Origin of the sequence: Mycolicibacterium sp. MU0053, from assembly GCF_963378095.1 — a bacterium.
Classification (GTDB): domain Bacteria; phylum Actinomycetota; class Actinomycetes; order Mycobacteriales; family Mycobacteriaceae; genus Mycobacterium; species Mycobacterium burgundiense.
Window position 1 is genome coordinate 5267111 of sequence record NZ_OY726397.1, and the last position, 24218, is coordinate 5291328.

The following is a 24218-nucleotide window of genomic DNA, read 5'->3' on the forward strand; positions in this document are numbered from 1 at the left end:
TATCGTTCATTCGGTCACGCTCGGAGGCGGGTCCTGCTGCGCAGGAGCGGGGTTGGTTCCCGGCCCGGTGCCATAGGGTGGCGGCGGGTTCGGTACACCGGGCACCGGGGGTGGTGGCGCTCCGGGCGGTGGGCCGGCCCACAGCGGTGTTCCGTCCGGTCCGAAAAGCGGTGCCCCGTACGGGGGTGCCCCGGGGTAGGGCACCGGACCGATGGCCGGCGGTCCGTCACCCCGGACGCTCGGCTGTTCCGGCACACCGCGGGTGGCGGGCAGCCAATTGACCCAGGACGGGCTGCCGATTCCCGGATTCGGACGGATGTCGAGGCCCGTTCCCCATCCAGTGTTGGTGACCAGCTGGCGGACCGGGAAGTTCTGATGCGGGTAGGGCAGCGATCCACAGCCGGGCTTGCCATCGGGGCCGCCCTTTGCTGCGACGATGGGCAGGTTCTCGGGGAACTTGTACGGGTCCTTCCCGAAGTGCAGTGCGGCGTCGGCGATTTCAGTTCGGCCGTTGCCCCCGAAGGCGCGGTACCCGCCATTGTCGAGGAAGGATTTCGTCCCCACCAGCAGACAGGTGTAGCTGGGGTTGTACTTCAGCAGCAGATCGGTGGTCGGCTCGAGTATGTTGACCGCGTTGACAAAGTTCTCCTTGTTGGGTTCCAAGAAGTCACCTGCGCTCCGCGAGAAGCCGATCACGCTCAGCAGCAACGTATCCAGTTCCTCAGCCTTGTCGGTGATCGTCGCACTGGTAGTGCTGGCGGCATCGAGCGTTGATAGGATGTCGTCCGCAGCAGCGGAATAGGTGTCGCCGAAGTCCTTGAGCGACCGGAAGTTTTCCGCGACTTGACCCATCCGCGGGTTGACGGCCAGCAGGACCTCGTTCGCATCGGTAGTCGCCTGACCGATGCGTTCGCCCTGTCCTCGCACGCCTTCGGCGAACGCGCTGAGCACCGCGTTGAGCTTCGAGGGGTCGACTTGGTCCAGCACTCCCAGCAGGCTCTGGAACACCGTGTTGACCTCGGTGCTGACGTTGCGTGATTGCAACACCGCACCCGCCACGAGTCCGCTCGGACTGGGATTGGCCGGGGGGATCAACTCGACGTACTTGGCGCCGAAAGCCGTCGTCGCACGGATCTCCGCCAGCACATTGGACGGAATTGCGGCGGCCTGATCCGGAAAGATGTCCAGTTTGAGGCTCACTGGATGTCGGCCACCTTCGATACCCGCCACCCGCCCCACCTGCACGCCGAGCATCTTGACCTTGGCCCCGGACTCCATGACGAGGCCGGCGCGGTCCGAGGTCAGCGTGACCGGGACGAACTTGCGGAATGTGCCCGCGAACAGGCCGGCGCTCAACAGCACCGCCACGATCACCACGCCCACCAGAAACGCCGACCACCAGACCGGGTGAATGCGGGTGTACAGACTCTTGTTGTTCATAGTCGCTAACCCGAGAGGTTGAAGTTGCCGGATTGTCCGTAGATGGCCAAGGAGACCAGCAGCACCGCCAACGCCGTAGCGACCAACGAGGTGCGCACGGCACGCCCTACTGCCTCGCCGACCCCGGCCGGGCCGCCGGACGCGGTGAACCCGTAATAGGTGTGGACCAGCATGATGACCACGGCCATCGTGACGGCGAGGAAGAAGGACCAGATCAGGTCGGTCGGGCTCAGGAAGGTGTTGAAGTAGTGGTCATACACGCCGGAGGACTGGCCGTACACCGCGGTCGTTCCGAATCGCGCAGCGAAGAATGACATGAGGATCGCCACGCAGTACAGCGGGATCACGACGATGATTCCGGAGATGACTCGGGTCGAGGCCAGGTAGGCGACCGACCGGATGCCCATCACCTCCAGTGCGTCGATCTCCTCGTTGATCCGCATTGCCCCCAACTGGGCCGTCGCCCCGGCGCCGATGGTCGCCGCCAGCCCGATTCCCGCCGTCAGCGGGGCGATCAAGCGGACGTTGAAGTACGCCGACGCGAAGCCGGTCAGCGCTTCCACTCCGACCTGTGAGAATTGGTTGTATCCCTGGACAGCCACCAACGCACCGGTGGTCAGTGTCAGGAACCCGACGATGACCACGGTTCCGCCGATCACCGCCAATGCCCCACTGCCCAATCCCATCTGAGCGATCAGGCGCAGCAGTTCGGTCCGGTACCGACGGAAGACCTCACCCGTGGAAACCAACGTCTCGACGAAAAACTGGGTCTGTACACCCAGCTTGATCCAGCCGCCGGTCCAGCGGCGCAGCCGTCGTTCCAGGCGCGGGAAGATGGTACGCGCCGCGATGTGGGTCACAGGGTCGCCTCCACACTGACACTGCTCGCCAGGATGTTGATCGCGAACAGCGCCACGAAGGTGAACACGACCGTCTCGTTGACCGCGTTGCCTACTCCGGCCGGCCCGCCTGCGACCGAAATCCCCTTGTAGCAAGCGATCAAGCCGGCCGCCAGTCCGAAGAGTCCTGCCTTGATGAGTGCGGTCACGACGTCCGCGAGGCCGGTGATGATCGTCATGCCGCCCGCGAAGGCCCCCGGTGTCACATCCTGGACGAATACCGAGAAGAAGAAGCCGCCGGCGATACCGACGAGGATCACGACCGAGGACAACAGCACCGCGACGAAGGTGGCGGCCAGCACGCGGGGCACCACCAGCGCCTGAATCGGATCGATGCCCATCACCCGCAGCGCGTCGAGTTCCTCGCGAATGGTCCGGGCGCCGAGATCTGCGCACATGGCGGTCGCTCCGGCCCCTGCGATCACCAAAACGGTGACCACCGGACCCAATTGGGTGACGGTTCCGTACGCCGCCCCGGTGCCCGAGTAGTCTCCGGCACCGAACTCGATGAGCAGGATGTTGAAGGTGAAGACCAGCAGCACCGTGAACGGGATCGACAGCATCAACGTCGGCAGCAGTGAGACCCTGGCAACGAACCACGCCTGGGTGAGGAACTCCCGCCACGCGAACGGCGGTTTGAACATCAGCACGAAGGTATCCGCGGACATCGCGAAGAACGCGCCGATCCCGCGGAACGGCCTCGTCAGACTGTCTGTCGCAATCATTTGTGTCCCTTATTCATTCGCGGTCACATAGCTCGGAGTTACGGTTGGCGCTGCGCGCGCGGATCATCGAATGAGGTTGTCGCGCTGGCGAGTCCGGCTACCGGCGACTGCGTCTTGCACTGTCGCCGGCAGCTGCAGCGGACTGGTGGTCATGAAAAGGTAGGCTACCTGCATTTCTCAGCAATCGTCAATAGTTGTATTGACGATTGCTATATCGGGCGGATTGCGAGATCACGGGATGCGCTGGTGTTTCCTGTCCCACCGGCCAGCGCACACCGTCGCGTTCAGCCACGCGGCCCTGTCGGCATACGCTCAATACCTTGGCCGGCCGGGGAATTCAGGTATTCGCGGAGTGCAGCGTTGCCCGACATCCAGCCGCCCCAGCGACTTGTGATTCGGCGGGGCAACCGGGCACTGGTGCGTCGGGTACGGAGAAACCACGACTGACTGCGTTATGGCGCTCCCGGCAAACAAGTTGACCGCGGGAGATCAGCCTCAGAGGGACGGCGCCGGAAGGCTAGCCGGCTCCGGCCAGACTCGCTGCGGCAGTGCTGTTCGCCAGCCCCTCCCCTACCTGCAGAACCAGCTTGCCGGTGTTGGCACCATCGAACAGCATGTTCATGGTGCGCCCATACGCCTCGATACCACCGGTCTCCACTTGCTCGTGAGTGACCACGTCACCGCGGCGAATCCAGTGCCCCAGTGCGGCATACGCTTCGGGATAGCGCCTCGCGAAGTCGAAGACGATGAAACCGGTCAGCGATGCCCGCTTCATCAGCAATTGCATGTAGCGGGTCGGTCCCGGCTGCGGGTCGGTGGCGTTGTACGAGGAAATCCCGCCACACAGCGCCACCCTGGCACCACGACGCAGGTGGCCCAGCGCCGAATCCAGGACGTCACCACCGACATTGTCGAAGTAGACGTCTATGCCCTTGGGCGCAGCCGCTCTGAGCGCCTTTCCGATCGAGCCGGCCTTGTAATCGATGGCGACGTCATACCCGAGTTCGTCGGTGAGCCAGGCGCACTTCTGCGGGCCCCCGGCGACGCCGATGACTCGGCAGCCGGACACCTTGGCAATTTGTCCTGCAATGCTGCCGACCGCGCCGGCCGCACCCGAGATCAGCACGGTCTCACCGGGTTTCATCCGGCCGACATCGAGCAGTCCGAAGTAGGCGGTCAGCCCTGGGAAGCCGAGGGCGCCGAGCCAGGCCGGCGCCGGTGCCAGCGACTCGTCGATATGCATGACGTCCTCGCGACCGTCGGAGACGGCGTACTCGCACACCCCGAACATTCCGGAGACCGTCTGGCCCACTTCGTATTCCGGATGACGGGAGGCATAGACGCGGCCGACGGCATGGGCGCGCATCACGGCGCCGATCTCCACCGGCGGCACATACGTCGGGACCTCGCCGATCCAGCCACGCATGGCCGGGTCCAGCGACACGTATTCCACGCGGACAGCGAATTCGCCCTCACCGGGCTCGGGAATCGGTTCGGTGGTGATCTGCCAGGTTGAGTCGTCGGCACGGCCCACCGGGCGTTTTGCCAACCGGACTTGTTTGTTCACTGTCATCTCCGTTTTGGGTGTGTTCCGAGCCGGCCGACGATGCGACGTCGGCCGGTGCTGGTTCGAGTGCGTTATTTGCCTGGTGCGACGGGCCGGTCCGGGTTGGGACGCCCCAGCGCCCGTGCCATCACCCGGTGTGCCTCGGTGACCGAGGGCTCGTTCTCACCCACCAGCAAGCTGTCGCGGAGGCCGCTGCGGATCGCCCGGTTGATCCCGGGCACCTGCGCGTAATCTTCTTCCTCCACAGCCGTCCGAGTGAGTTGCTGGAAGGGCTCCACCGTCGCGCGCTCGTCGTCGGTCATGTGTGCCGGGATCATCGTCCGATAGTGGGTGATCTGCTCATGCGGCTGGTGTCCGGGGAACAGGCGGTTGATGAATCGAATGCCGATGAAATCCGGCGCAGTGATGAAGGTGTTCGGCCACAAATACAGCACCGTGTTGTAGGGCGCATACTGCAATCCGTCCAGCACCGCCTCCACATCGTCGGCCTCGGCCATGTCGACGACCTCGTTCATCGACCACGTGGTCCGGAAGTGACGTCCGTCCGGCCCGAAGGCATCGTGGGTGGACACGTTGCCGATGAAGGCGGCCGCTAACGTCTTGGCGTGCACCACCTTGACGTGGTAGCTCTCCAGGTACCCGCACATTGCGAGCTTCCAGTTCACATCGTGGGGCAGCGTCCGCTCGTCGGCGACAGTGAATGTGTCCAGATTGCACAGCGCCAACTGGGGGCCGAAGTCCCCGAGGTATGCATCGATGTCCATCTCACCCTGCGCATCGAGCATCACGAAGATCAGTCCATAGCGCTCGGCGCACGGCAACTCCACCAACCCGTTGTCACAGAGCTCGACTTTGCCGAACTTGGCAGGCTGCGTCACCGACTTCAGTTCGCCGCTGAGCGAGTAGGTCCATGCGTGATACGAACAGCTGATTCGCTTACCGATTTCGCCCGAACCCTCGAGCAAACGCGCCCCGCGATGTGAGCACGAGTTCAAGAACGCCTTGACCGACCCGTCGTCCTGGCGCACCAGCATCACCGGCACATCGAACAACATCTCAGTGCGGTAGGACCGTGGCCCCGCCAACTCACTGGAGGTTGCCGCCACCAGCGGGACAGTGTGCATCAATGCCCGCTCGGCCGCGGCCAACTCCGGATCCGTGTACTCGCTGGCAGGTATCACCCGCACCCCGTCGGGGTGGGCGTCTGTGGTGCCCGCGCGAATGTGCTCGATGTGCCGCAGGGTCAACGCCCGCCGCGTCTCAGTCGCCAAATCACCGGTACTCATTGTGGACTCGATCGTCATGCGCAGCGACGCTACCGCCACCCGGCAACATTCGTCAATAGCGGTATTGACGACGAGGCTCGCGTGGGGCATTGAGTCCGGCCCCAACGCATCGACGTCGCGTTTAGCGCGTACGTGGGCGGGCACCCAACAAGGCATGCGAGCACAGGAGGTCTTCATGCAACCCAACCGCTTCCGCACGCTGCTGGACCGCGACGGTCCGTTCGTGTCGGTCCACTTCGACAGCTCCCATGACACCGAGGGCGCGGCGGCGCAACTGGAACTGCGTTGGCGGGCGATCCGTGACGAGCTCGAAGCACAAGGGGTCGGGCGTCGCCGCCGTTCTGCGCTACAGACGGCGTTGAGGCACGCCCCGACCCAACCAATACGCTTGCACAGAAAGCTCCCCCGATGACCGCTTCCCCGCCGGACCCTGATCCCGCGAACACCCCGGACCTCGAACTCGGAGGTGGTGTCGCCGCCGGCGGCACACCACCGGAGTCGGCTCAGACATCAGGCCTCGCAGAGCCGGCACCGCGGCCGCGCCACCGTTACACGCCCACGCAGATCGTCACCCTGATTGCCGTGGCGATCTTCGTCCTCGTCTTCGCCGGGACCGCCGTGGGGTTAATCCTGAACATGGTGGGGTGACCGGTCAGCTCCGGCTGACCAGGGGTTTGAGCATGGCCGGAACCCGCCCCGGCGCCGGTTTGGCACCGGGCGCCGTGGGTAAGCGAAAACGAAAGCTACAGCGAAAAGGAGGAAGCATGACCGATCAGCAGCCTGGCAACATCATCGACGACATCATCGATGATCACCGCGAATTCGAACAACTCTTCGCCCAGATCAAATCCGGCGACCCGCGAACCAGGTCCGAGGTGGTCGAGCACGTGATCGCCGAAATCGTCCGCCACGCCATAGCCGAAGAGCAATACATCTACCCCGTGGCCCGCGAGGTGCTGCCCAACGGCGACGAATTGGTCGAGCACGAAATCGCCGAACACTCCGAAGCCGAGGAGGTGATGAAGGAGATCGAGAAGACCGATACCAATGATCCGAAGTACGGTGAGCTGGTCGAAGAATTCATCGCCGATATTCGCCACCATATTGAGGACGAGGAGAGCAAGCTACTGCCTCAGCTGCGGGATGCTTGCCCGCGCGAGCGGTTGCAGGAGCTCAGCGAGACCTTCCAGAGGGCCAAGAATCTCGCGCCCACGCGGCCGCATCCGCTGGCTCCGGACCGGCCGCCCGCCAACAGGATCCTCGGCCCGGGCGCCGGTTTGGTCGACCGCGTGCGGGATGCGCTCTCGGGCCGCAACGCCTGACTGCCAGCACCCGCGGTTGTCCCGGTTACAGCTCAACACCCTTCGGCCGTCGCCGCAGCGGCCACCTCAATCACGTCCGACACGGCACCGCGGCGCGCCCAGGCGGCGCGTTGACGCATGGCGCCGTTGCCGTCGGCGAAGACGCGGCCGAGTTCAGCGTCGACGAACTCGAAGTCACCCACGGCTCGCAGTGCCGGCGCGAGACGCTCGACCAACTCCCGCAACAGCTCGATGGCCGGCGCGAGTCCGCGGTCCCCGAAGGGGTCGACCGCCAGGCCGTCGAGCCCGTCTCTGGCCGACTTCCATTGCGCCGCAGCCAATTCATGCTGCCGAAGACGAGGAACGCCGACGCCGCGCGCTTCGTCGTCCAGCGCCGTCATGACCGCTGCACGGGTCAGGGCGGCGAGTAGCACCGTTTCTGCGGCGGTGGCGGGCACGTCAGCGACGCGCACCTCCACGGTCGGAAAGTTCTCCGACGGGCGGACGTCCCAATAGACCATGCCGTCGTCGAGCATGGCGCCGACGTTCTGCAGCTGCTGAACCGTGGCGTCGTAGTCGTCGACCGAGTCGAAGTGCGGTGGGGGTCCGGCGCTGGGCCACCGCGACCACAACACCTGCCGCCAACTGGCGTAACCGCTGTCGGCATTGCGGTAGATCGCGGAGTTGGCCGTCAGTGCCAGCAGCAGCGGCAGCCACGGCCGCAGCCGGTTACTCACGCGGATCGCCGCTTCCCGGTTGGGAACCGCCACGTGCACATGGGAGCCGCAGATCCCCTGCTCGTGCGCGATCATGCCGAACCGCTCCCCGATCTGCCGATAGCGCGGCGAGTCGGTGATCGGAAAATGGTGCGGCACCGTCGGCGGCAGCCCGACCGCCAGCAGCTGCGCGCCCGCGGCGGCGGCCGCGTCCCGGGTGACGCCCCGCAGCCGCAGCAGCTGTGCGCGCAGGTCATCGAGGGTGGCTGCCACCTCGGTGGCGGTCTCCACTTGGCAACTGGTGAGCTCGAGTTGCAGCTCGACGCCCTTGGCGGCGGCGAGTTCGGCGACCCGGGTGTTTCGGGCGACTGGCTCACCCGTGGACGGATCGACGAGAAGGAACTCCTCCTCCACGCCGATCGTGGGATGACTGGCCATGATCTCTTCCGACGCGCTGATGGTCCTGCTCAATTGCCCGCTTACCGTGGCGCGGAAACATGGCATCGGACACAGGGGCCGGAGGCTCCGCACGCCAAGGCAGCTCCGGGACGACTTGTGCCGCGGTATCCAATGGAACCGACCCTCGCGAGTCGCTCTCAGTCCACGACTCGATACTCCACGCCCAGTGAGCGATACGTGCGCTCAGCGCGCCGATCACGGGTGAGCAGAGTGTGGTGGTTGTCGACGGCAGCTTGACCCACGAGGGCGTCGTAGACCGAGCCGCCGACGATGCCGAGTCCGGCAAGGCGTTCACGAAGAACGCGGGTTCCGGCCGCGTCGAGCCAGCAGTCTCCGGGGAAAGCCGCGGCCAACACCGTGGCCGCTTGATCGGCACTCAGTCGCAACGGCAGCGGCAGGCGAGTCAGTACCGAATACGTCTCAAACGCGGCATGCCCGGCGAGCACCGGACGAAGGTCAACCAGGGCGCGCCGGCACGCCCGGTGAGCTTCGTGGGAGGGGTCGAGAGCGGCGACGGCAACGCTGGTGTCGCACGCCCAACGGTCACTCACCGTTGGGTGTCGTCGCGAAGTCGGCGCACGTCGTCATCCGTCAGCACGGCACCCTCGACGTCGCCGAGAAGCGGCAATCCGTCGGCGGCGTTGTCGATCGAGCGTTGCCGCGGCCGAACCGGTTCGATCCGCAGGCCGGATCCATCCGGAATCAGTTCAAGCGGGGTATCCGGCGTGATGCCCAACGCGACACGCAGCGCCTTTGGGATGACCACCCGCCCCACCCGATCAATTGTCACGTACATGGCATGACATTACCATCGAATTGGCAAGATGGTGCGGACGTAGCGCGCACCTCCGACCCCTCCGTGGCACGACCTCAAGAACCTCAATCACCGTCCGACCACCGGAAGACCGCCAGGCAACCGATCAGCCCACCGATGCTCCACGCCGTCAACACCAGGAAGATCCGCCAATGCTCCCAACTGCCGGCCGGCTCGATGGCCACCAACTCCGGCGGCAGCAACACCGACCGGAATCCCTGCGCCATCCACTTCACCGGAAACAGCGACCCGACGACCAACATCCAGGCCGGCAACACCATGAGCGGAACGTAGGTTCCCGACACGAACTGCAAGCCCACGGCCGGGCCGTTGGTCAGGGCCGCCGCCGAGACCGCGTTGCTCGCGAAGTTGCTGATGAGCACACCCAGCAGCGAGCAACTGATGACACCGAGCAAGAAGACCCAGGTCAGCGTGAACCAGCCGAAAAGGTCTGTGGGCAAGCGCAGCCCGAAGACGAGCACGCCGACGGCCAACAGGATGACCGCCTCGGCCAAGCTGACTATGGCGACCAACATGATCTTGCCGATGAAATACGACGTCGCGGTCGTCGGGGTGCCGCGTAGTCGCCGCAGCGCCCCGGTGTCCCGGTCGGCGGCGATGCTGATGCCCAGGTTGACGAACGATGTCGACAGGATGCCGTAGGCGAGCATGCTCGCCGCGATCACCGAACCCGTGGTGACTGCGCTGCCGGGCAGCCTGGTCGAGAAGATCGAGCCCAGCAGCAGACAGATCACCGCCGGCATCGAGAACGTCAGGACCACCTGCTCGGGCCGGCGGTAGAACATCTTCAATTCGGGCACGACGCGCGAGAATCCGATCCGCACCGCCGACGGGACCCCCGCCGCGGTGGTGTTCGCGAGTCCGGTCGACATCACGCCAGTCCGATCAACTGCAGGTAGGCGTCTTCGAGCGTGGGTCGGGTCACGGTCAGCTGGGCCAACTCTTCGCCGGCGTTGCTCCGCTGCCTGATGAGTTCGGTCGGATATTCCGTCCGCTCGACGTGGACTCCGTCTCGGTCGGTCCACCGGACGGTGGCAGCGGTGTCGACATGCGCGGTCAGCCTCGCCGGCGAGTCCACCGCGACCAGCTTGCCCGCGGCGATGACCGCCACCCGGTGCGCCAACGCCGCTGCCTCCTCCAGGTAATGCGTGGTCAGCAGGATCGTCGTGCCATCGGCGGCCAGCAATCGAATCAGGTCCCAGAATTGGCGCCGGGCCTCGGGGTCGAAACCGGTGGTGGGTTCGTCCAGGAACAGCAGTTCCGGCTTGCCGACGATGCCGAGAGCGACGTCGAGTCGGCGGCGCTGGCCACCCGACAGCGCCCGCACCCGCGAACCGGACACCGCGGCGAGACCGACGAGTTCGAGCACTTCCGCCGGTTCCCGTGCGGTGCCGTAGCAGCTGCTGAACATCTGCACCGTTTCGCGCACGGTGAGCATCCCCGCATCGCTGACCTCCTGCAGGACAATCCCGATTCGAGCGCGCCAGTCCCGGCCGGCGGCTGCCGGGTCAACGCCGAGGACCTGTACCCGCCCGGAGTCCCGTTTCCGATTGCCCTCCAGGATTTCTATGGTCGTCGACTTGCCGGCCCCGTTGGGGCCCAGGATCGCGAAGATCTCGCCGTAGCCGACATCGAGGTCCAGACCGCGCACCGCGTCGGTCCCGCCGTAGGTCTTCGACAGGCCCCGAACATGCACCGCGGAAACGCGTTTCGTGGCATCCGCCGCCGGGCGGACCTCGGAGCGCGTCACGACTGCGACCCGCCCAGCTCCGGCTCGGTTGCCTCCGCCTCCAGCTGGGCCAGCAGTTCCCGCAATTCGGCTTCGGACAGGTCCTTCATCAGCACTTCGACGGGATCCTCGGTGACGGCTACGGGCGTTGCGTCCGCCGCGGTCGCCGTGCCGTGGATCGAGTGGAGTTCGGCCACGATGCGGGCGGACAACGAGTTCACGCTGACCCCGCGCAGGATCTCGAGCACGGGCAGGTCGATCGAGAACATCGTGTTGATCCGCACCCGGAAGTCCATGGCCATCATGGAATCCAGGCCGATCTCATCCAGCATGGCCTCGGGTTCGATGTCGCTGGGCGCGCACTCGAAGACCGCGGCGACGACGCGTTGTACGTGCTCGGCGACCATGCTCGGCCGGTCGGCCTCGGGGGTCGCGGCCAGCACGTCGAGGATCGACGTCCCCGAATCGGTGGGATCGCCTGCTCCCCGGGTAGTTTCGAGCTCCGAGAACATCATCGGCAACCGGCCGCCGAGCCCGGCATGCCGGGCTCGGTTCCAGTCGGCGGTGATCGCCACCACGGCGGGCACCTGCTGGTTGATGACGCGCTCGAGGATCCGCGCGCCCACCGCCGGGGTGATGAGCTCGATGCCCCGCTGCGCATAGATCTTCTCCAGCTTGAGTTCTTCGACCATTCCCACCGACCACGGTCCCCAGCCGATGGTGAGTGCGGGCAGCCCCTGTGCCTGTCGGTGCTGCGCGAAGGCATCGAGGAACGCGTTGGCGGCCGCGTAATTCCCTTGTCCCGGAGCCGCAATGGTGGATCCCGCCGAGCCGAACAGAACGAAGAAGTCGAGGGCGTGCTGGTTGAACGTGTCGTGCAGCACGCGGGCGCCGGCGATCTTCGGGGCCACCACGGTCGCGTAGTCGGCTTCCGCCATGTTGACCAGGAGCTGGTCATTCACCACCCCGGCGGCGTGGATGATCCCGCGGACCGGGCGGCCGCCGCCGCGGATGTGGTCCGTGAGCCACGTCCTCATCTGGTCGGCATCGGTGACATCGATACTGGCGCTGCTGATGTGGGCGCCATGCCGCTCGATCGCGCGGATCGCGGTGATGGTGTCGAAGTGCGGGTCGTCTTCGGCCAGTGTCGCCCACTGCTCCCTCGGCGGGAGAGCCGTGCGGCCCACGAGCGTGATGTGTCGTGCGCCGCGTTCGGCGAGGAACGTGGCCACGACGCGGCCGAGTGCCCCCGCTCCGCCGGTGACCAGGTAGGTCGCATCGGGGGCGAGTTTGGCGGGGAAGGGCTTTGTCAGGTCGCGGCAGGGCCGCAGGCGCGGGACGAAGGTCATGGCGCCACGGATCGCGATCTGGTCTTCAGGGTCGCCGCCGCACACGTAGTCGCAGATCCGCGCGGCCGAGAACGCGTGCGAATCCGCGGCGTCGATATCGATGAGACCGCCCCAGTGCTCGGCGAACTCCTGGTGGCCGATGACGCGCCCGAGACCCCAGAGCGCGGCCTGGTCAACGCCGGTCAGTTCGGCGCCGGGGGCCGGCTGTGCGTTGGCGGTGACCACGAAGAGACGGGGCTTGGCGCTGCGGTGCTCCGCGAGTGCCTTGACCAGACGCAGGATGGTGAACGCGCCCAACTCGTCGACATCGTGCGAGTCCGCCGACATGTCCAAAGGCCAGCAATCGATGATGCCGGCACCCGCCCCGTCGAGGTGCGCGGTGATCAACGCGCCCCAGTCGATGACGGTGTGCGCACCGGCGGAGGAGTGCGCGACGGTGTGCACACGGTGACCACGACCGCGGATCTGCTCCGCGAGTCGAGCGCCGACACCCGATTCGTCGGCGAGGATCAGCCACGATGCCGGCTCCGATGCCTCGTCATCAGGAGCACTGGTGGTTGCCACGTCAGGCTTTTCGACCCACTGGATGTCGTACAGGCCCTTGTCGATGTGATCATGCGACATCCGCGACGATGCACTCACCGATTGCACCGTGAAGCCGTCGAAAACCGCGGTCAGGGTGCCCTCACGGTCGGTGATCGTGATGTCACACTCGACGGCCTCTCTCGTCGCCAATTGCACCCTGACCTGCACCGTCATGCGTTCGTCCGCAGGGCCGTAGAGGGCGCAGTGCCGGATACGCGTCGGCAGGAACGGCCCGTCGCTGTCCTCTTGCCCGGAAAATGGTGCGCCGAACAGCGTTTGGAAGGCGCCGTCGATGAGCGCGGGATGGAAGCGGTAGTCGGCGAGTTCACCGGCGATCGTTGGCGGGACGACGATTTCGGCGGCTGCCCAGTCGTGGCCGGCGGTGACGCTCGACACCGATCGAAAGGCGCGGCCGTAATCGAATCCGAGAGCCTCGGTGCGACGGTAGAACTCCTCGGCGTCGACGGCCGTGGCCGGCCCTGCGGCGGGTAACGCGCCATGACCGGGCGGTGCCGCCGGACGGGTGTTGAGTTCTGCGGTCGCGGTGATCGTCCACTTCAGCTCGCCGTCGGCGGTCGCCGTGAACGCCGCGAATTCGAGGGTGCCGTCGTCCTGGTTGAGGGTGGTCCGCAACACCGGGTCGCAGGTGTCATCGAGAATGACCGCGCGGCGCAACACCAGGTTGTCGACGCTGTGCTCGGCGCCGTATGTCTGCCTGCCGGCGGCCGATGCCATCTCGACGTACACCGCCCCGGGCACGACCACGCTGCCCTGGATCCGATGTTCGGCGAGGAACGGGTGGGTGGTCGCGCTGAGTTCGACCTCCCAGGTCGGATGCACCGCACGCACCGGCTGCCCCAGCAGGGGGTGCACCGGCTTGTAGTACAGCGCCTCCTCGGCTTCATAGGTCTCGTTCCAGAACCGCTTGGTCTGCCACGGGTAGGACGGCAGCTTGAGCAGGCGCGCACCGTCGCCGGGGTTCAGGTTCTCCCACGCGACGTCGCGGCCCTGGCAGTGCAGGGCGCCCACGCAGTTGAGCAGCACCCGGCTGTCGTCCTGGTCGCGTCGCTGCGTCGCGGTCACCGAAACCTTCTGTGTTCCTGCGGTTTCGGCGATGGCCGCGGCCAGCACCGGATGTGGTCCCAGCTCGACGAAGTGGGTGCACCCGTCGTCGAGCATCCGGCGCAGCGCCGGTTCGAACAACACGGTGGCGCGGGTGTTTTGCCACCAGTAGGCGGCGCCGTCGTCGTAGCGATCCAACAGCTCCCCGGTGACCGTCGAGTAGATCGGCAGCGTCGCAGCCTTCGAGGACAGGCCGTCGAGGGCGACGAGCAGTTCGTTCTTCACCGCGTCCATGTAGTGGGTGTGATACGGCACCGCGACCGCCAGATAACGGTGGAACACCGCCGCCTCGTCGAGTTGACGCGCGATGCTGTCGAGGACGCGGTGGTCGCCGGCGACGGTGACCGCCGTGGGGCTGTTGATGGCGGCCACCGACACCCGGTGCCCGAACTCCGCCAATGTCGGCGCGTCGAGCGACTGCATGAGTGTCTCGGCGTCGAGCCCGACCGCGAGCATCCGGCCCTGCCCGCTGGTGCGCTGCTGCAGGCGACTGCGGTGATAGATCACCGCAACGGCCTGTTCGAAGGTCAACAGACCCGAGAGGTGGTGCGCGGCCACCTCGCCGGCGCTGTGGCCGACGACCACGTCCGGGGTGATGCCGAAGTGCGCCAGTTGCTCCGCCAACGCGACCTGCACCGCGAAGTTGGCGGGCTGCGCGATCTCGGTTTCCGCCATCCGGGAACGGTTTTCGTCGGCGCGCAGCTCATCGAGCAGGGACCAGTCGGCGTAGCGGGACAGCTCGCGGTCGCAGCGCTGGATGCTCGCAGTGAAAACGGGGTAGACGTCGAGGAGTCCGCGGCACATCCGCCACCACTGCGGTCCCATCCCGGTGCAGACGAATGCCAGCTTGGGTGCGGAGGCGGCGCGCTCCACCGAGAGTTGTCCACCGGCCGAGATGGCCTGGAGCTGGTCGCGCGCCTCGGCGATGCTCTCGACGGTGAAGGTCTGGCGGTAGCCCAGGTGGGCGCGGCGCCGCCCGAGTGTGTAGGCCAGGTCCGCCAGGGTGATATCCCCGGGCGTCGCCAGGTGTTCGGCCAGCCGACCCGCCGTCGCGGCCAGGGCCTCTTCGCTGCGCGCCGAGATCGGCAGCACGGTGTGCGGACCGCCCCCGTGGGCGTCGGGAGCGACTGCGGCCGCCGGTGCGGGCGGTTCGGCGAGCACCACGTGGGCATTGGTGCCGCCGAACCCGAACGAGTTGACGCCGGCCACGCGGCGGACGCAGTCGGGGAAAGGTCGGCCCGCAGCGGGAACCTCGAGCTTGAGGTCCGGCAGCGAGACGTGCCTGGTGGGGGTGCGCAGGTGGAGGTTGGCCGGGATGAAGCCGTGCTTGAGCACCAGGGCCGCCTTGATCAGTCCGGCGACCCCGGCGCCGGCCTCGAGGTGGCCGATGTTGGTCTTGACCGATCCGATCACCAGCGGCTGCGTCGCCGGCCGCTCGGCGGTCAACGCGTTCGCCAGGGCGCGCATCTCGATCGGGTCGCCGACCGGTGTGCCGGTGCCGTGCGCCTCGACGTAGCCCACCTCGTCGGGGTGGACATCGGCTCTGCCGAGCGCGGCCCGGATCGCGGCTTCCTGAGCCTCTTCGCGGGGCACGGTGATGCCGTCGGTGCGGCCGTCCTGGGACACCGCCGTGCCAAGGACCTGAGCGTAGATCTCGTCGCCGTCGCGCAGCGCCTGCTGCAGCGGTTTGAGGACGACAACAGCACCGCCCTCGCCACGCGCGTAGCCGTCAGCGGAATCGTCGAACGCCTTGGAACGCCCCTCCGGGCTGAGGAATCCGCTGGTCGATTCCGCGATGGCGGTGTTGGGTCCGATCATGATGTTGACGCCGCCAGCCAATGCCAGGTCGCATTCGCCGTTCCAGATGCTCTGCGCCGCCAGATGCAGCGCGACGAGCGAACTGGAGCACGCGGTGTCGACCGTCATGCTGGGGCCGCGGAAGTCGAAGGCGTGCGAGAGGCGGTTCGCCAGCATCGTCATCATCATGCCGGTCGCCGAATGCGGCTTGAACCGGTAGCGGCTGGTGCGGCCCTGGTTCTGCAGGAGTTGATAGTCCAGGGTGAAACCGCCGACGAACACGCCGATCTCGCTGCCCGCCAAGCCGTCCGGGGGGATCCCACCGTCTTCCAGCGCCTCCCAGGTGACCTGCAGTAACAGTCGTTGCTGCGGATCCAGGGAATGCGCCTCGCGCGGCGATATCCCGAAGAACTGCGGATCGAATTGGTCGATCTCGTCGAGGAACCCGCCCCGGCGGGTGACGATCTTGCCGAGCTTCGTCGGGTTGGGATCGTGGTAGCGCGCGGCATGCCACCGGGTCTCCGGCACATCGCACGTCGCATCGACCTCGTCGCACAGCAGACGCCAGAACTGCGCTGCGGAGCCCGCGCCGCCGGGGAATCGGCAGCCGATTCCGACGATCGCCAATGGTTCCGGGCTGGGGCGCGCGGTCATGCTCGACCCACCGTTGACGAACGGTCGGCGGGCACGGGGTCGCTGACAGGCATGGGCACTCCTCGTCCTATGGCACGGCTTGTGAGTAGTTCGTCACCGCGGCCAAGCTGGATGGGTACCCACTTGGGCCGCTGATCCGCGCAGCGTGGGCGGCGAGGTCAGCTCGGTGCCAGCGCGGGCACGGTGGCGACGATCCAACTCCTGCTGAGGGGGTTGGCGGCCGATTCCGCGCGGTGGATTCGGCGCAGTTCGCGCAGCAGCGGGTCACGCTGCCACGCCTGGACCTGCCGCACCATGGCGTCGTCGTCGAACCGGTGGACCTTCTCCTCGAGCACGGCCTCGACAAGTTGGCCCGCCACGTGGCGCAGCAGGCGGGCGTTGGTCTCGAACTGCGCGGTGAAGTCCTGGCTGGGGCCCATCATCGCGGTGTGCAGCGTGGCCATGAAGTTCAACGGCGCGTACAAGTCGACGAACGGCACCGCGGCCGACTTCTCCGCGACCGCAGCCCACTCCCGGAAGAAGCGCTGCATCCGGTTGCTCAGGGCGATGAGACCGTCGAGGTGCGGCACGAATCCGGGATCGTCGGTGACGCCCACGAATCGGTCGTTGATGTAGAGCAGACCGATGAATCCCCAGTAGAAGGCGACATCCCAGATGATCTTCGCCGCCATCACCGCCGGCGTACCCATCAGCGAGTATTGGTCCTGGTAGACCGCCAGCCACATCTCGGTCAACGAGCGGAAGAGCGAATCGCTGATCTGGGCCCGCGCCGCGACATCCTCGCCGTCGAGTTCGCGCACCACCATGTCGGTGATCAGACCGTTGCCGATGGCCACGAGGTCCAGCCCCGAGGAATACAGCGGGTCGAGGAAGATTCCGGCGTCGCCGGTCACGCACCAACGGTGCGCACCGTCGAAGACCTTCGCCGCGCCGTGGCTGTAGTTCTTCATGACGCGGAAGTCGCGGATCTCGTGGTCGTGTTCGGCGAGGACAGCAGCGCACTGCGGCTCATGCTCGCGCAGCCACCCCTTGGCCTTGTCCAGCGTGTTGAAGTCACCGAACGCATGGAATGCGGGGTCGGCCACGATGCCCACGCTGGTCGCGCCCGAGCCCAACCGGATGAGCCAGACCCAATAACCCTCACCCATCAGGTGATTGGTGGACAGGGCGCGGTCCCCCTCGACGAGCCGGCCCTGCCACGCCGGGTCCTGGCTCCACTGGCCGACGTCGATCTCGGTCGCGACCCGAAACCAGACGGCGTTGCAATGGTGCTGGTTCGCGCGCTTGAGTTCCAGCTGCCGCGGCAGCACCCGATTCCGGCCCGACGCGTCCACGACCCACCGCGCGGTGATCGACGCATTCGCGTCGTCGCCCTGGACGGAGACAACGTGTCGGTCCGCGCCGAAGTCCACGGCGCGGACCCGGCCACGAGCGGTGTCGATGCCTGCGGCCACGCAGCGCCGATAGAGTTCGTTCTCCAACCTGCCGCGGTCGATCTGGTAGGTGACCTGCGGGACGAACGAGGAACTACCCACCTCCATTCGGGCGGCGATATCGGTGTTCCCGTTCTGGGAGAAGAACATCCGAAGACCCATCTTGCGGATGTGCGCCTCGCCCAGGTGTTGGCCCAGGCCGAGGCGGTCCCGGAGGTAGTGCGCCGACACCTCCACCGTCGACTCGCCGACGGTGTGGGTGACCTCCGGGACCGGGTGCACGTTCGGTTCGATGAGCAGAATCCGGGTTTGGGCGCGCGCACTGCGGATCTCCAACGCGAGCGTCAGTGCCGCGATGCCGCCACCCACGATGATCACGTCGTGATCCACTGCGGGAGCCGGGGATTCGACCAACTGGCTTCTGATCCGGCGGACCAGGGCCGCTCGGGCGGTCGCGTCCAGCTTCGCGACCTGGTCAGGCACGTTCATACGGATACCCTTCTTCAGCCGGCACCGAGGGCTCTTCGGTGCGGTGACGGCCGTACACGGCCTCGAATATGGGCGAGGCCATCAGCGTCGTGATGATGGCGACCAACACCAAAATGGTGAACAGCGTGGGGGTGATGATGCCCGCCTCCAAGCCGATGTTGAGCAGGATGAGCTCGATCAGCCCGCGGGCGTTCATCAGCGAACCCAGCGCCACCGACTCGCGGGCCGAAACCCCGCTCACGCGCGCGGCCACCGCGCACGCGATCCCCTTCCCCGCGACCGCGACGACCAGCAGACCCAGGGTCACCGCCCACAAGGCCGGCGTGTTGACCAAACCGATCTCGGTGTTCAGGCCCGAGTAGACGAAGAACAGCGGCAACAGCAATGTCGTGGTGAGCGGTTCCAGCTTCTCGGTGAGACGCCGCGCGAAGAAGCCGGACGGCATCGCGACCCCGAGGATGAAGGCGCCGAAGATCGCGTAGATGCCGATCGTGTCGGTGACCCACGAGCACGCCACCAGCAGGATCAGCACGGTGCTGAGCACCGGGGTCGGGATGCTCTGCCGTTCCTCCGAGACCGCGCCGAGCCGCACGAAGGCCCGACGTCCGAACGTCAGCACCGCGACCGTGTAGAGCAGGCCGCCGACGATCGCGACCACCGCCATCTCGGGACTGTTCCGATGGACGGCCAGCACGGTCGCCAGCACGCACCACGAGATCGCATCCGAAGTCGCCCCGCAGGCCAGCGCAAGGGTCCCCAACGGGGTTCCGGCGAGCCCCTTTTCGAAGATGATCCGGGCCAACATGGGGAAAGCGGTGATCGCGACCGAAGCGCCCAGGAACATCATCGCCATACCGAGACTGACTCCGGTGCCGAAGAACCCGCCGGCCGACAGCAGCGGAATGGCGGCGAGCGCACCCAGCGCAAGCGGGGCAAAGGTTCCGGTCATCGACACCGCCGCGGCGGTACCGGCTCGCTGCTTGACGTGGTTGATGTCGAAGTTGAGACCGACGACGAACATGTAGAGCACCAGGCCGATCTGCGCCGTGGTGTAGAGCACGACGTTGCTCACCCCGGACGGAAACAGGGCCTGTTGCAGATCGGGCGCGACCCGGCCCAGCAGCGACGGGCCGAGCGCGACGCCCGCGATCATCTCGCCGACGACCTGCGGTTGCCCGATACGCTGCGCCGCCAATCCGGCGAATCGGCACGCGGCCAGGATGACGGTCAGTTGCAGGAAGAAATGGATGGCGGTCTCGGTGGGCATGGCTCAGCACCGCCTGTTCGGCGTGCCGGTCTGCGGCAGTGGTGGTAAGAACGAGGGCGCGGGTGGCGGCACTTCGCCAATGTAACTCCGGTCGGATCGCGCCGATCGCGGGAAAGGGTTCGTCCTGCCCCCGCCGAAGCGCTCCAACCGGTCTCCGCGACGCGCCGGAAAGACGGTGGAATGTCCGGAATTTACTGTCCGCCAACGTGTTAGGTCGGCACCTCAGCACTGGGCACTACGGCCGGACCTCGGCATCGCCACCGCCCGCAACATGTCACGGACTCGTCACAACCTCGGGAGCAGTGCACCCGACTTTCGCAACGGGCCAAGGGATTACATCGCCGCGCGAAAACATCTTCTCGAAAGGATTAAGGCGGCCCGCATTTGGTTACCCTGCGGGGATGTCTGAATCCCCCACGACCGCCCGTATCGACGACGCAGCTCCCGGCGACCTCATCACCTTTGACCGTGGCGTCGGGGAACAGGCCTTCAAGGTGGTCCACAAGGAAACGGCGGAATCGGGTTTCCTGATCACCCTCGAAGGCGACGACGGCGAGACTTGCCAGCTCGAAATGGCCGCCGGCACGCCCGTCAAGCGTTCACTGGAGTCCAAGTGGGAGTCGACGCAAAGCCCGACCCCGGATTCAAACTCCTGATGCGATAGCCGCCGCGACCGCGTCAAGTGGGTACCCCCTCACCCATGACCAAGACCCACCGCCGAGAGAACACCCCCAACAGGGCGGCTGATCAGCGTCCCGACGTCGTGGTCATCTTCGCGCCGCTGCCCGTCCTGACCGTGACGGTCGAGGACCGCTCCGGCGTGGCAGACATCCATGTCCACGCCGGGGGGGCAGGGGGTGTGGCAGTCACGCATGGTGTCCTCGCTCGGGGTGCCGGTAGTGCTGTGCGCGGCCCTCGGCGGCGAGACCGGCGAGGTTCTCGACCACCTGCTGCCCGTCCAGGACGTGACCGCGCGGATTGTTCCAATCAGCTCGCGCAATGGCGCGTACGTGCACGACCGGCGCACGGGCAGCCGCGAGGTCGTCGCCGAAAGTCGCGGCAGTTCGCTGGACCGCCACGAGCTCGATTCGCTCTACGAGCTCACCCTGACCGAGGGCCTGACGCACGGCAGGGTGCTGCTGTCAGGACCCCAGGAGGATGACGTGCTGCCCGCCGACCTCTACCGTCGCCTCGCCACCGACCTCGGGGCCAACGGCTGCAAGGTGGCGGCCGACCTGTCCGGTGAGCGGCTCGAAGCGGTGCTGGCCGGCAAACCCGACCTGATCAAGGTGAGCCATGAGGAACTGCTGGACGACGGTCGAGCAAATCCGACAAGGTCGACGACCTGGTCGCGGCCATGCGTGGCCTGCGGGACGAGGGCGCCGGCACGATCGTCGTCTCCCGCTCGGGCGCCGCCCCGGCGCTGGCGCTGCTCCACGACGCGCACTCCGATGACGACGTCATCGAGATCGAGATGCCGAAATTGGAACCCGCGGACCCGGCCGGGGCCGGGGACTCCATGACGGCGGGCATGGTCGCCGCCCTGGCGCGAGGTCGTTCGCTGCGCGCCGCGCTGCAGATCGGGGCCGCCTGCGGGGCGCTCAATGTCGTGCGGCACGGGCTGGGCACCGGCGGTGCGCAGGCCGTGGAAACGCTCGCCGAGCGGGTCGAACTGCGCCCCTGGAAGTAGAGCGGACGGATAAGGCGAAGGAGGACGACACGTGCGTCGCGCACTGATCACCAACGACGACGGGATCGACTCGCCAGGCCTACATGCGCTGGCCGAAGCGGCTCGAGACGCGGGGTTGGAGGTGATCGTGGCGGCCCCCGTAGAGCAGGCCAGCGGTGCGAGCGCGGCGCTGAGCGCGGTCCGCCGGGACGGCCGCACCGTCGTCGAGCGCCGGGAGCTGCCCGGACTCGGCGGCGTCGACGCATGGGCCGTGCACGCTCAGCCCGGACACATCGTCGCCGCCGCGCTCAACGGCTGGTTCGATCCGCCCCCGGACCTCGTCCTGTCCGGCATCAACCACGGCGCGAATGTCGGTCGGGCCGTGCTGTATTCGGGCACGGTGGGGGCCGCGCTCACCGCGAAGATCCACGGCGCTCGAGCGCTGGCGGTGTCCCTGGATGTGGCACTGCACCCCTCGGGCGAGCGGCACTGGGACACCGCCGCCGGTCTGGTGGCGCCGGTGTTGGAGCTGCTGCTCGAGGCGCCCGAGCACACGGTCCTGTCCCTCAACGTCCCCGATCGGCCTGCGGCCGAGCTTGGCCCGCTACGCCACGCACGGCTGGCCAGCGGCGGGGTGGTGCAGGCGCGCGTCGACGAGATCCGCGACGGCGACCTGCATCTGGGCGAGTTCGAAGTCTCCGAAGAGCCAGAGCCGGGCACCGACAGCGCGCTGCTGATCGCCGGGCACCCCACGCTGACAGCGCTGCGGTCCGTCGATGCCGATGACGGCGACCTCGTGCAGCAGTGGCTGGGCTCGCTACACCATTCGTAACTGTTCGCCCGTGAGGCGTCTTCCCGTCCCCACTATAAAGGCGAGGTGGGGGCTTGCGGCAAGCCCCCGAACCTCGTGCACAATCGCCGGGCCACTGATAACGCATGGGGGTTTTGTCATGACGGCTACGCCGGAACATTTTCTGATACACGAGTCGGGCGCGTATCTGCACGGCACGAAAGTCGACCTCAAGGTGGGTGACTTCTTGGTGCCCGGCCGACCGTCGAACTACGAGGCCGGTCGCATCTCCAACCACGTCTACATGACCAAGGTGTTGGCCGGTGCGGTGCTGGCGGCCGAGATGGCGCTCGGGCCGGGGCGGGGGCACGTGTACATCGTTGAGCCGCAAGGGTCCGTCGAGGACGACCCGAATGTCACGGACAAGAAATTTCCGGGGAATCCGACGCACTCGTACCGCAGCCGGGAGCCGGTGCAGATCGTTGGGGAGATCACCGATTGGGTGGGGCACTCACCGGAGTACTTGCAGGCGTTCCGCGAAGGGTTGGACGACTTGCGGCGCAAGGGGCTCGCCGTCATCTACGACTGACAACCGTGGCCCTATTGCGGCCAACCCGTCAACGCCAGGTCGGCGACGGCGTGCAGGTCTGTCCGGCTCGCCCCGCTGCGGGCCTGCACGGCGATTCCCTGGCACACGACGGCGATCCAGCGGGCCAACAACAGGGTGTCCACGCCCGACAACTCGCCGTCGGCCGCCGCAGTGTCGAACCGTTCGGCGAGTCGCTGCACCGTCGTCTCGCGAAGCTCGGCCAGGCCGGGGGCCGCACCGACGGTCAGGCAACCGTGGATGTCGCCGCTGACCGTGTCGGCCGCGCCGTGCACCATCGCCTCCGCGACATCGCGCGCCGTCGGCCGGGTCAGGGCGTCGTCCAGATAGGCACTCGGTCCGGCGAGGTAGCGCCGCAGGGCCCGAGCGAACAGCTTCTCCTTGGACTCGAACTCGGCGTAGATGCTGCGCCGATTCACCCCGGTCGCGGCGGTCACGTCGGAGATCGACACCGCGTCGAAGCCGCGCTCCCAGAACAGCCTCATCGCCGCGTCTTCGACCTGCTCGGGGTCGAACTCCCGGGGCCGACCCACCGCCATCGCGCATCCCTTCCTGTGATCCCGGTCACACTGGGAATGCTCTGCCGCGTGATCGGTCTTGACCAGAGCGTACTAAGTAACACATCGGTTCGTAACTGCGAGGAGACCTTCGACATGAGCACCACACCCCTGCAAGGACGGCGAGCACTGGTCACCGGCGGTTCGCGCGGCATCGGCGCGGAGATCGTCCGTCGACTGAGCGCAGACGGCGCCGCGGTCGCGTTCACCTACTCGGCCTCGGGGACCCACGCCGAGAAACTCGTCGCCGAACTGACCGCCGGCGGCGCCACCGTGGTGGCCATTCAGGCCGACGCCGCGGATCCGGCCCAGAACGCGGCCGCGGTCGAGCAGGCCGTCGTCGACCTCGGTGGCCTGGACATCGTGGTGAACAACGCGGCCGTCGCACACCTCGCGCCGATCGACGACTTCCCGGCCGAGGAGTTCGACCGCCTGGTGGCCATCAACATCGGTGGGCCGTACTGGACCACCCGCACCGCGATCAAGCATCTCGGCGAAGGCGCACGGATCATCAACATCGGCAGCATCAACGCCGACCGCATCCCGGGGCCCGGGCTGGCGGTGTACGGCATGACCAAGGGCGCGGTGTCCTCGTTCACTCGTGGGCTGGCCCGCGATCTCGGCACCCGCGGCATCACCGTCAACAACGTGCAACCCGGGCCCATCGACACCGACGCGAATCCCGACGGCAGCGACTTCGCCGCAAGCCTCAAGCAGGTCACCACGCAAGGCCGCTACGGACAGACCGGCGACGTCGCCGCCCTGGTGAGCTTCCTGGCCGGCCCGGAGTCCGGCTACGTCACCGGCGCGAACCTGAACGTCGACGGCGGCTTCACCGTCTGACGGTCCCGGGTTCGCGTCCCCCGGGTGTCCGCGCGCAGTGCGTCGCGCCGCGCACCACCGGGATGCCATCCATCCACAGGTCGCCGAGGCCCAGAACAG

General features: G+C 66.9%; 23 protein-coding genes and 1 pseudogene. 8 read left to right on the forward strand and 16 right to left on the reverse strand.

Features of this window, described 5'->3' with window-relative positions; translation table 11 throughout:
• Positions 1-6: 6 nt before the first annotated feature.
• The 5 genes from RCP80_RS25035 to RCP80_RS25055 form a co-directional block, all read right to left on the reverse strand.
• Positions 7-1440, reverse strand: coding sequence for an MCE family protein (locus RCP80_RS25035; protein ID WP_308480261.1), 1434 nt, complete (start codon positions 1438-1440; stop codon positions 7-9).
• Positions 1441-1445: 5 nt separating this feature from the next.
• Positions 1446-2276, reverse strand: coding sequence for an ABC transporter permease (locus RCP80_RS25040; protein WP_308483012.1), 831 nt, complete (start codon positions 2274-2276; stop codon positions 1446-1448).
• Positions 2277-2296: 20 nt separating this feature from the next.
• A complete protein-coding gene (locus tag RCP80_RS25045; protein WP_308480262.1) occupies positions 2297-3064 on the reverse strand; it encodes an MlaE family ABC transporter permease in 768 nt (255 codons plus the stop codon).
• Between the two features lie 517 nt (positions 3065-3581).
• A complete protein-coding gene (locus RCP80_RS25050) occupies positions 3582-4637 on the reverse strand; it encodes an NADP-dependent oxidoreductase (protein ID WP_308480263.1) in 1056 nt (351 codons plus the stop codon).
• A 65-nt stretch (positions 4638-4702) separates the two neighbouring features.
• Positions 4703-5935 (reverse strand): aromatic ring-hydroxylating oxygenase subunit alpha, encoded by a 1233-nt coding sequence (locus RCP80_RS25055; protein ID WP_308480264.1) that lies wholly within the window; start codon positions 5933-5935, stop codon positions 4703-4705.
• Between the two features lie 157 nt (positions 5936-6092).
• Between RCP80_RS25055 and RCP80_RS25060 the strand changes: the two genes are divergently transcribed.
• Genes RCP80_RS25060 through RCP80_RS25070 form a run of 3 tightly spaced genes read left to right on the forward strand, consistent with a single transcriptional unit; the run spans position 6093 to position 7239 of the window.
• Positions 6093-6329, forward strand: a complete 237-nt coding sequence (locus tag RCP80_RS25060; RefSeq protein ID WP_308483050.1) for a hypothetical protein — start codon at positions 6093-6095, stop codon at positions 6327-6329.
• Positions 6326-6565 (forward strand): DUF6480 family protein, encoded by a 240-nt coding sequence (locus RCP80_RS25065; RefSeq protein WP_308480265.1) that lies wholly within the window; start codon positions 6326-6328, stop codon positions 6563-6565. Before RCP80_RS25060 ends, RCP80_RS25065 begins: the two co-directional genes overlap by 4 nt.
• A gap of 32 nt (positions 6566-6597) precedes the next feature.
• Positions 6598-7239 carry a hemerythrin domain-containing protein gene (locus RCP80_RS25070; protein ID WP_308480266.1) on the forward strand — a complete coding sequence of 214 codons (642 nt, stop codon included), beginning with the start codon at positions 6598-6600 and terminating at the stop codon, positions 7237-7239.
• 32 nt (positions 7240-7271) lie between these two features.
• Here RCP80_RS25070 and RCP80_RS25075 read toward each other — a convergent pair whose 3' ends face one another.
• From RCP80_RS25075 to RCP80_RS25110, 8 genes are all read right to left on the reverse strand, one after another.
• Positions 7272-8372, reverse strand: a complete 1101-nt coding sequence (locus RCP80_RS25075; protein ID WP_308480267.1) for a glutamate--cysteine ligase — start codon at positions 8370-8372, stop codon at positions 7272-7274.
• Between the two features lie 158 nt (positions 8373-8530).
• Entirely contained in the window at positions 8531-8944 is a 414-nt protein-coding gene (locus RCP80_RS25080; RefSeq protein WP_373693409.1) for a type II toxin-antitoxin system VapC family toxin, read from the reverse strand.
• Positions 8941-9189: an AbrB/MazE/SpoVT family DNA-binding domain-containing protein gene (locus RCP80_RS25085; protein WP_308480269.1), complete on the reverse strand. Its 249-nt coding sequence runs from the start codon at positions 9187-9189 to the stop codon at positions 8941-8943. Before RCP80_RS25085 ends, RCP80_RS25080 begins: the two co-directional genes overlap by 4 nt.
• Before the next feature lie 83 nt (positions 9190-9272).
• Entirely contained in the window at positions 9273-10100 is an 828-nt protein-coding gene (locus tag RCP80_RS25090; protein ID WP_308480270.1) for an ABC transporter permease, read from the reverse strand.
• On the reverse strand, positions 10100-10978 hold the full coding sequence (locus RCP80_RS25095) for an ABC transporter ATP-binding protein (protein ID WP_308480271.1): 879 nt from the start codon (positions 10976-10978) through the stop codon (positions 10100-10102). The genes RCP80_RS25090 and RCP80_RS25095 overlap by 1 nt, the downstream gene beginning before the upstream one ends.
• The gene (locus tag RCP80_RS25100; RefSeq protein ID WP_308480272.1) at positions 10975-16464 is read right to left on the reverse strand and encodes a type I polyketide synthase; all 5490 of its coding nucleotides are present in this window, start codon (positions 16462-16464) and stop codon (positions 10975-10977) included. Before RCP80_RS25100 ends, RCP80_RS25095 begins: the two co-directional genes overlap by 4 nt.
• A 158-nt stretch (positions 16465-16622) precedes the next feature.
• The gene (locus RCP80_RS25105; RefSeq protein ID WP_308480273.1) at positions 16623-18386 is read right to left on the reverse strand and encodes an NAD(P)/FAD-dependent oxidoreductase; all 1764 of its coding nucleotides are present in this window, start codon (positions 18384-18386) and stop codon (positions 16623-16625) included.
• Complete coding sequence (locus RCP80_RS25110; protein WP_308480274.1) at positions 18373-19653, reverse strand: cation:proton antiporter; 1281 nt, start codon at positions 19651-19653, stop codon at positions 18373-18375. Before RCP80_RS25110 ends, RCP80_RS25105 begins: the two co-directional genes overlap by 14 nt.
• A gap of 401 nt (positions 19654-20054) precedes the next feature.
• Between RCP80_RS25110 and RCP80_RS25115 the strand changes: the two genes are divergently transcribed.
• A complete protein-coding gene (locus tag RCP80_RS25115) occupies positions 20055-20309 on the forward strand; it encodes a hypothetical protein (protein WP_308480275.1) in 255 nt (84 codons plus the stop codon).
• A 210-nt stretch (positions 20310-20519) separates the two neighbouring features.
• Here the strand turns inward: RCP80_RS25115 and RCP80_RS25120 are convergent, their stop codons facing one another.
• Positions 20520-20732 (reverse strand): hypothetical protein, encoded by a 213-nt coding sequence (locus RCP80_RS25120; protein ID WP_308480276.1) that lies wholly within the window; start codon positions 20730-20732, stop codon positions 20520-20522.
• A 63-nt stretch (positions 20733-20795) separates the two neighbouring features.
• Entirely contained in the window at positions 20796-20951 is a 156-nt protein-coding gene (locus tag RCP80_RS25125) for a hypothetical protein (protein ID WP_308480277.1), read from the reverse strand.
• A gap of 38 nt (positions 20952-20989) precedes the next feature.
• Between RCP80_RS25125 and RCP80_RS25130 the strand changes: the two are divergent.
• From RCP80_RS25130 to arr, 3 genes and pseudogenes are all read left to right on the forward strand, one after another.
• Positions 20990-21343, forward strand: a pseudogene (locus tag RCP80_RS25130) (PfkB family carbohydrate kinase); the annotation flags it as partial.
• 31 nt (positions 21344-21374) lie between these two features.
• Positions 21375-22154 carry a 5'/3'-nucleotidase SurE gene (gene surE / locus RCP80_RS25135; protein ID WP_308480278.1) on the forward strand — a complete coding sequence of 260 codons (780 nt, stop codon included), beginning with the start codon at positions 21375-21377 and terminating at the stop codon, positions 22152-22154.
• Positions 22155-22272: 118 nt separating this feature from the next.
• A complete protein-coding gene (gene arr, locus RCP80_RS25140) occupies positions 22273-22701 on the forward strand; it encodes an NAD(+)--rifampin ADP-ribosyltransferase (protein WP_308480279.1) in 429 nt (142 codons plus the stop codon).
• Positions 22702-22712: 11 nt separating this feature from the next.
• On the opposite strand, the gene RCP80_RS25145 is transcribed toward arr, so the two are convergent.
• Complete coding sequence (locus tag RCP80_RS25145) at positions 22713-23258, reverse strand: TetR/AcrR family transcriptional regulator (protein WP_308480280.1); 546 nt, start codon at positions 23256-23258, stop codon at positions 22713-22715.
• A gap of 114 nt (positions 23259-23372) precedes the next feature.
• Here RCP80_RS25145 and RCP80_RS25150 point away from each other — a divergent pair, with 114 nt between their 5' ends.
• Entirely contained in the window at positions 23373-24119 is a 747-nt protein-coding gene (locus RCP80_RS25150) for an SDR family oxidoreductase (protein ID WP_308480281.1), read from the forward strand.
• Positions 24120-24218 lie beyond the last annotated feature (99 nt).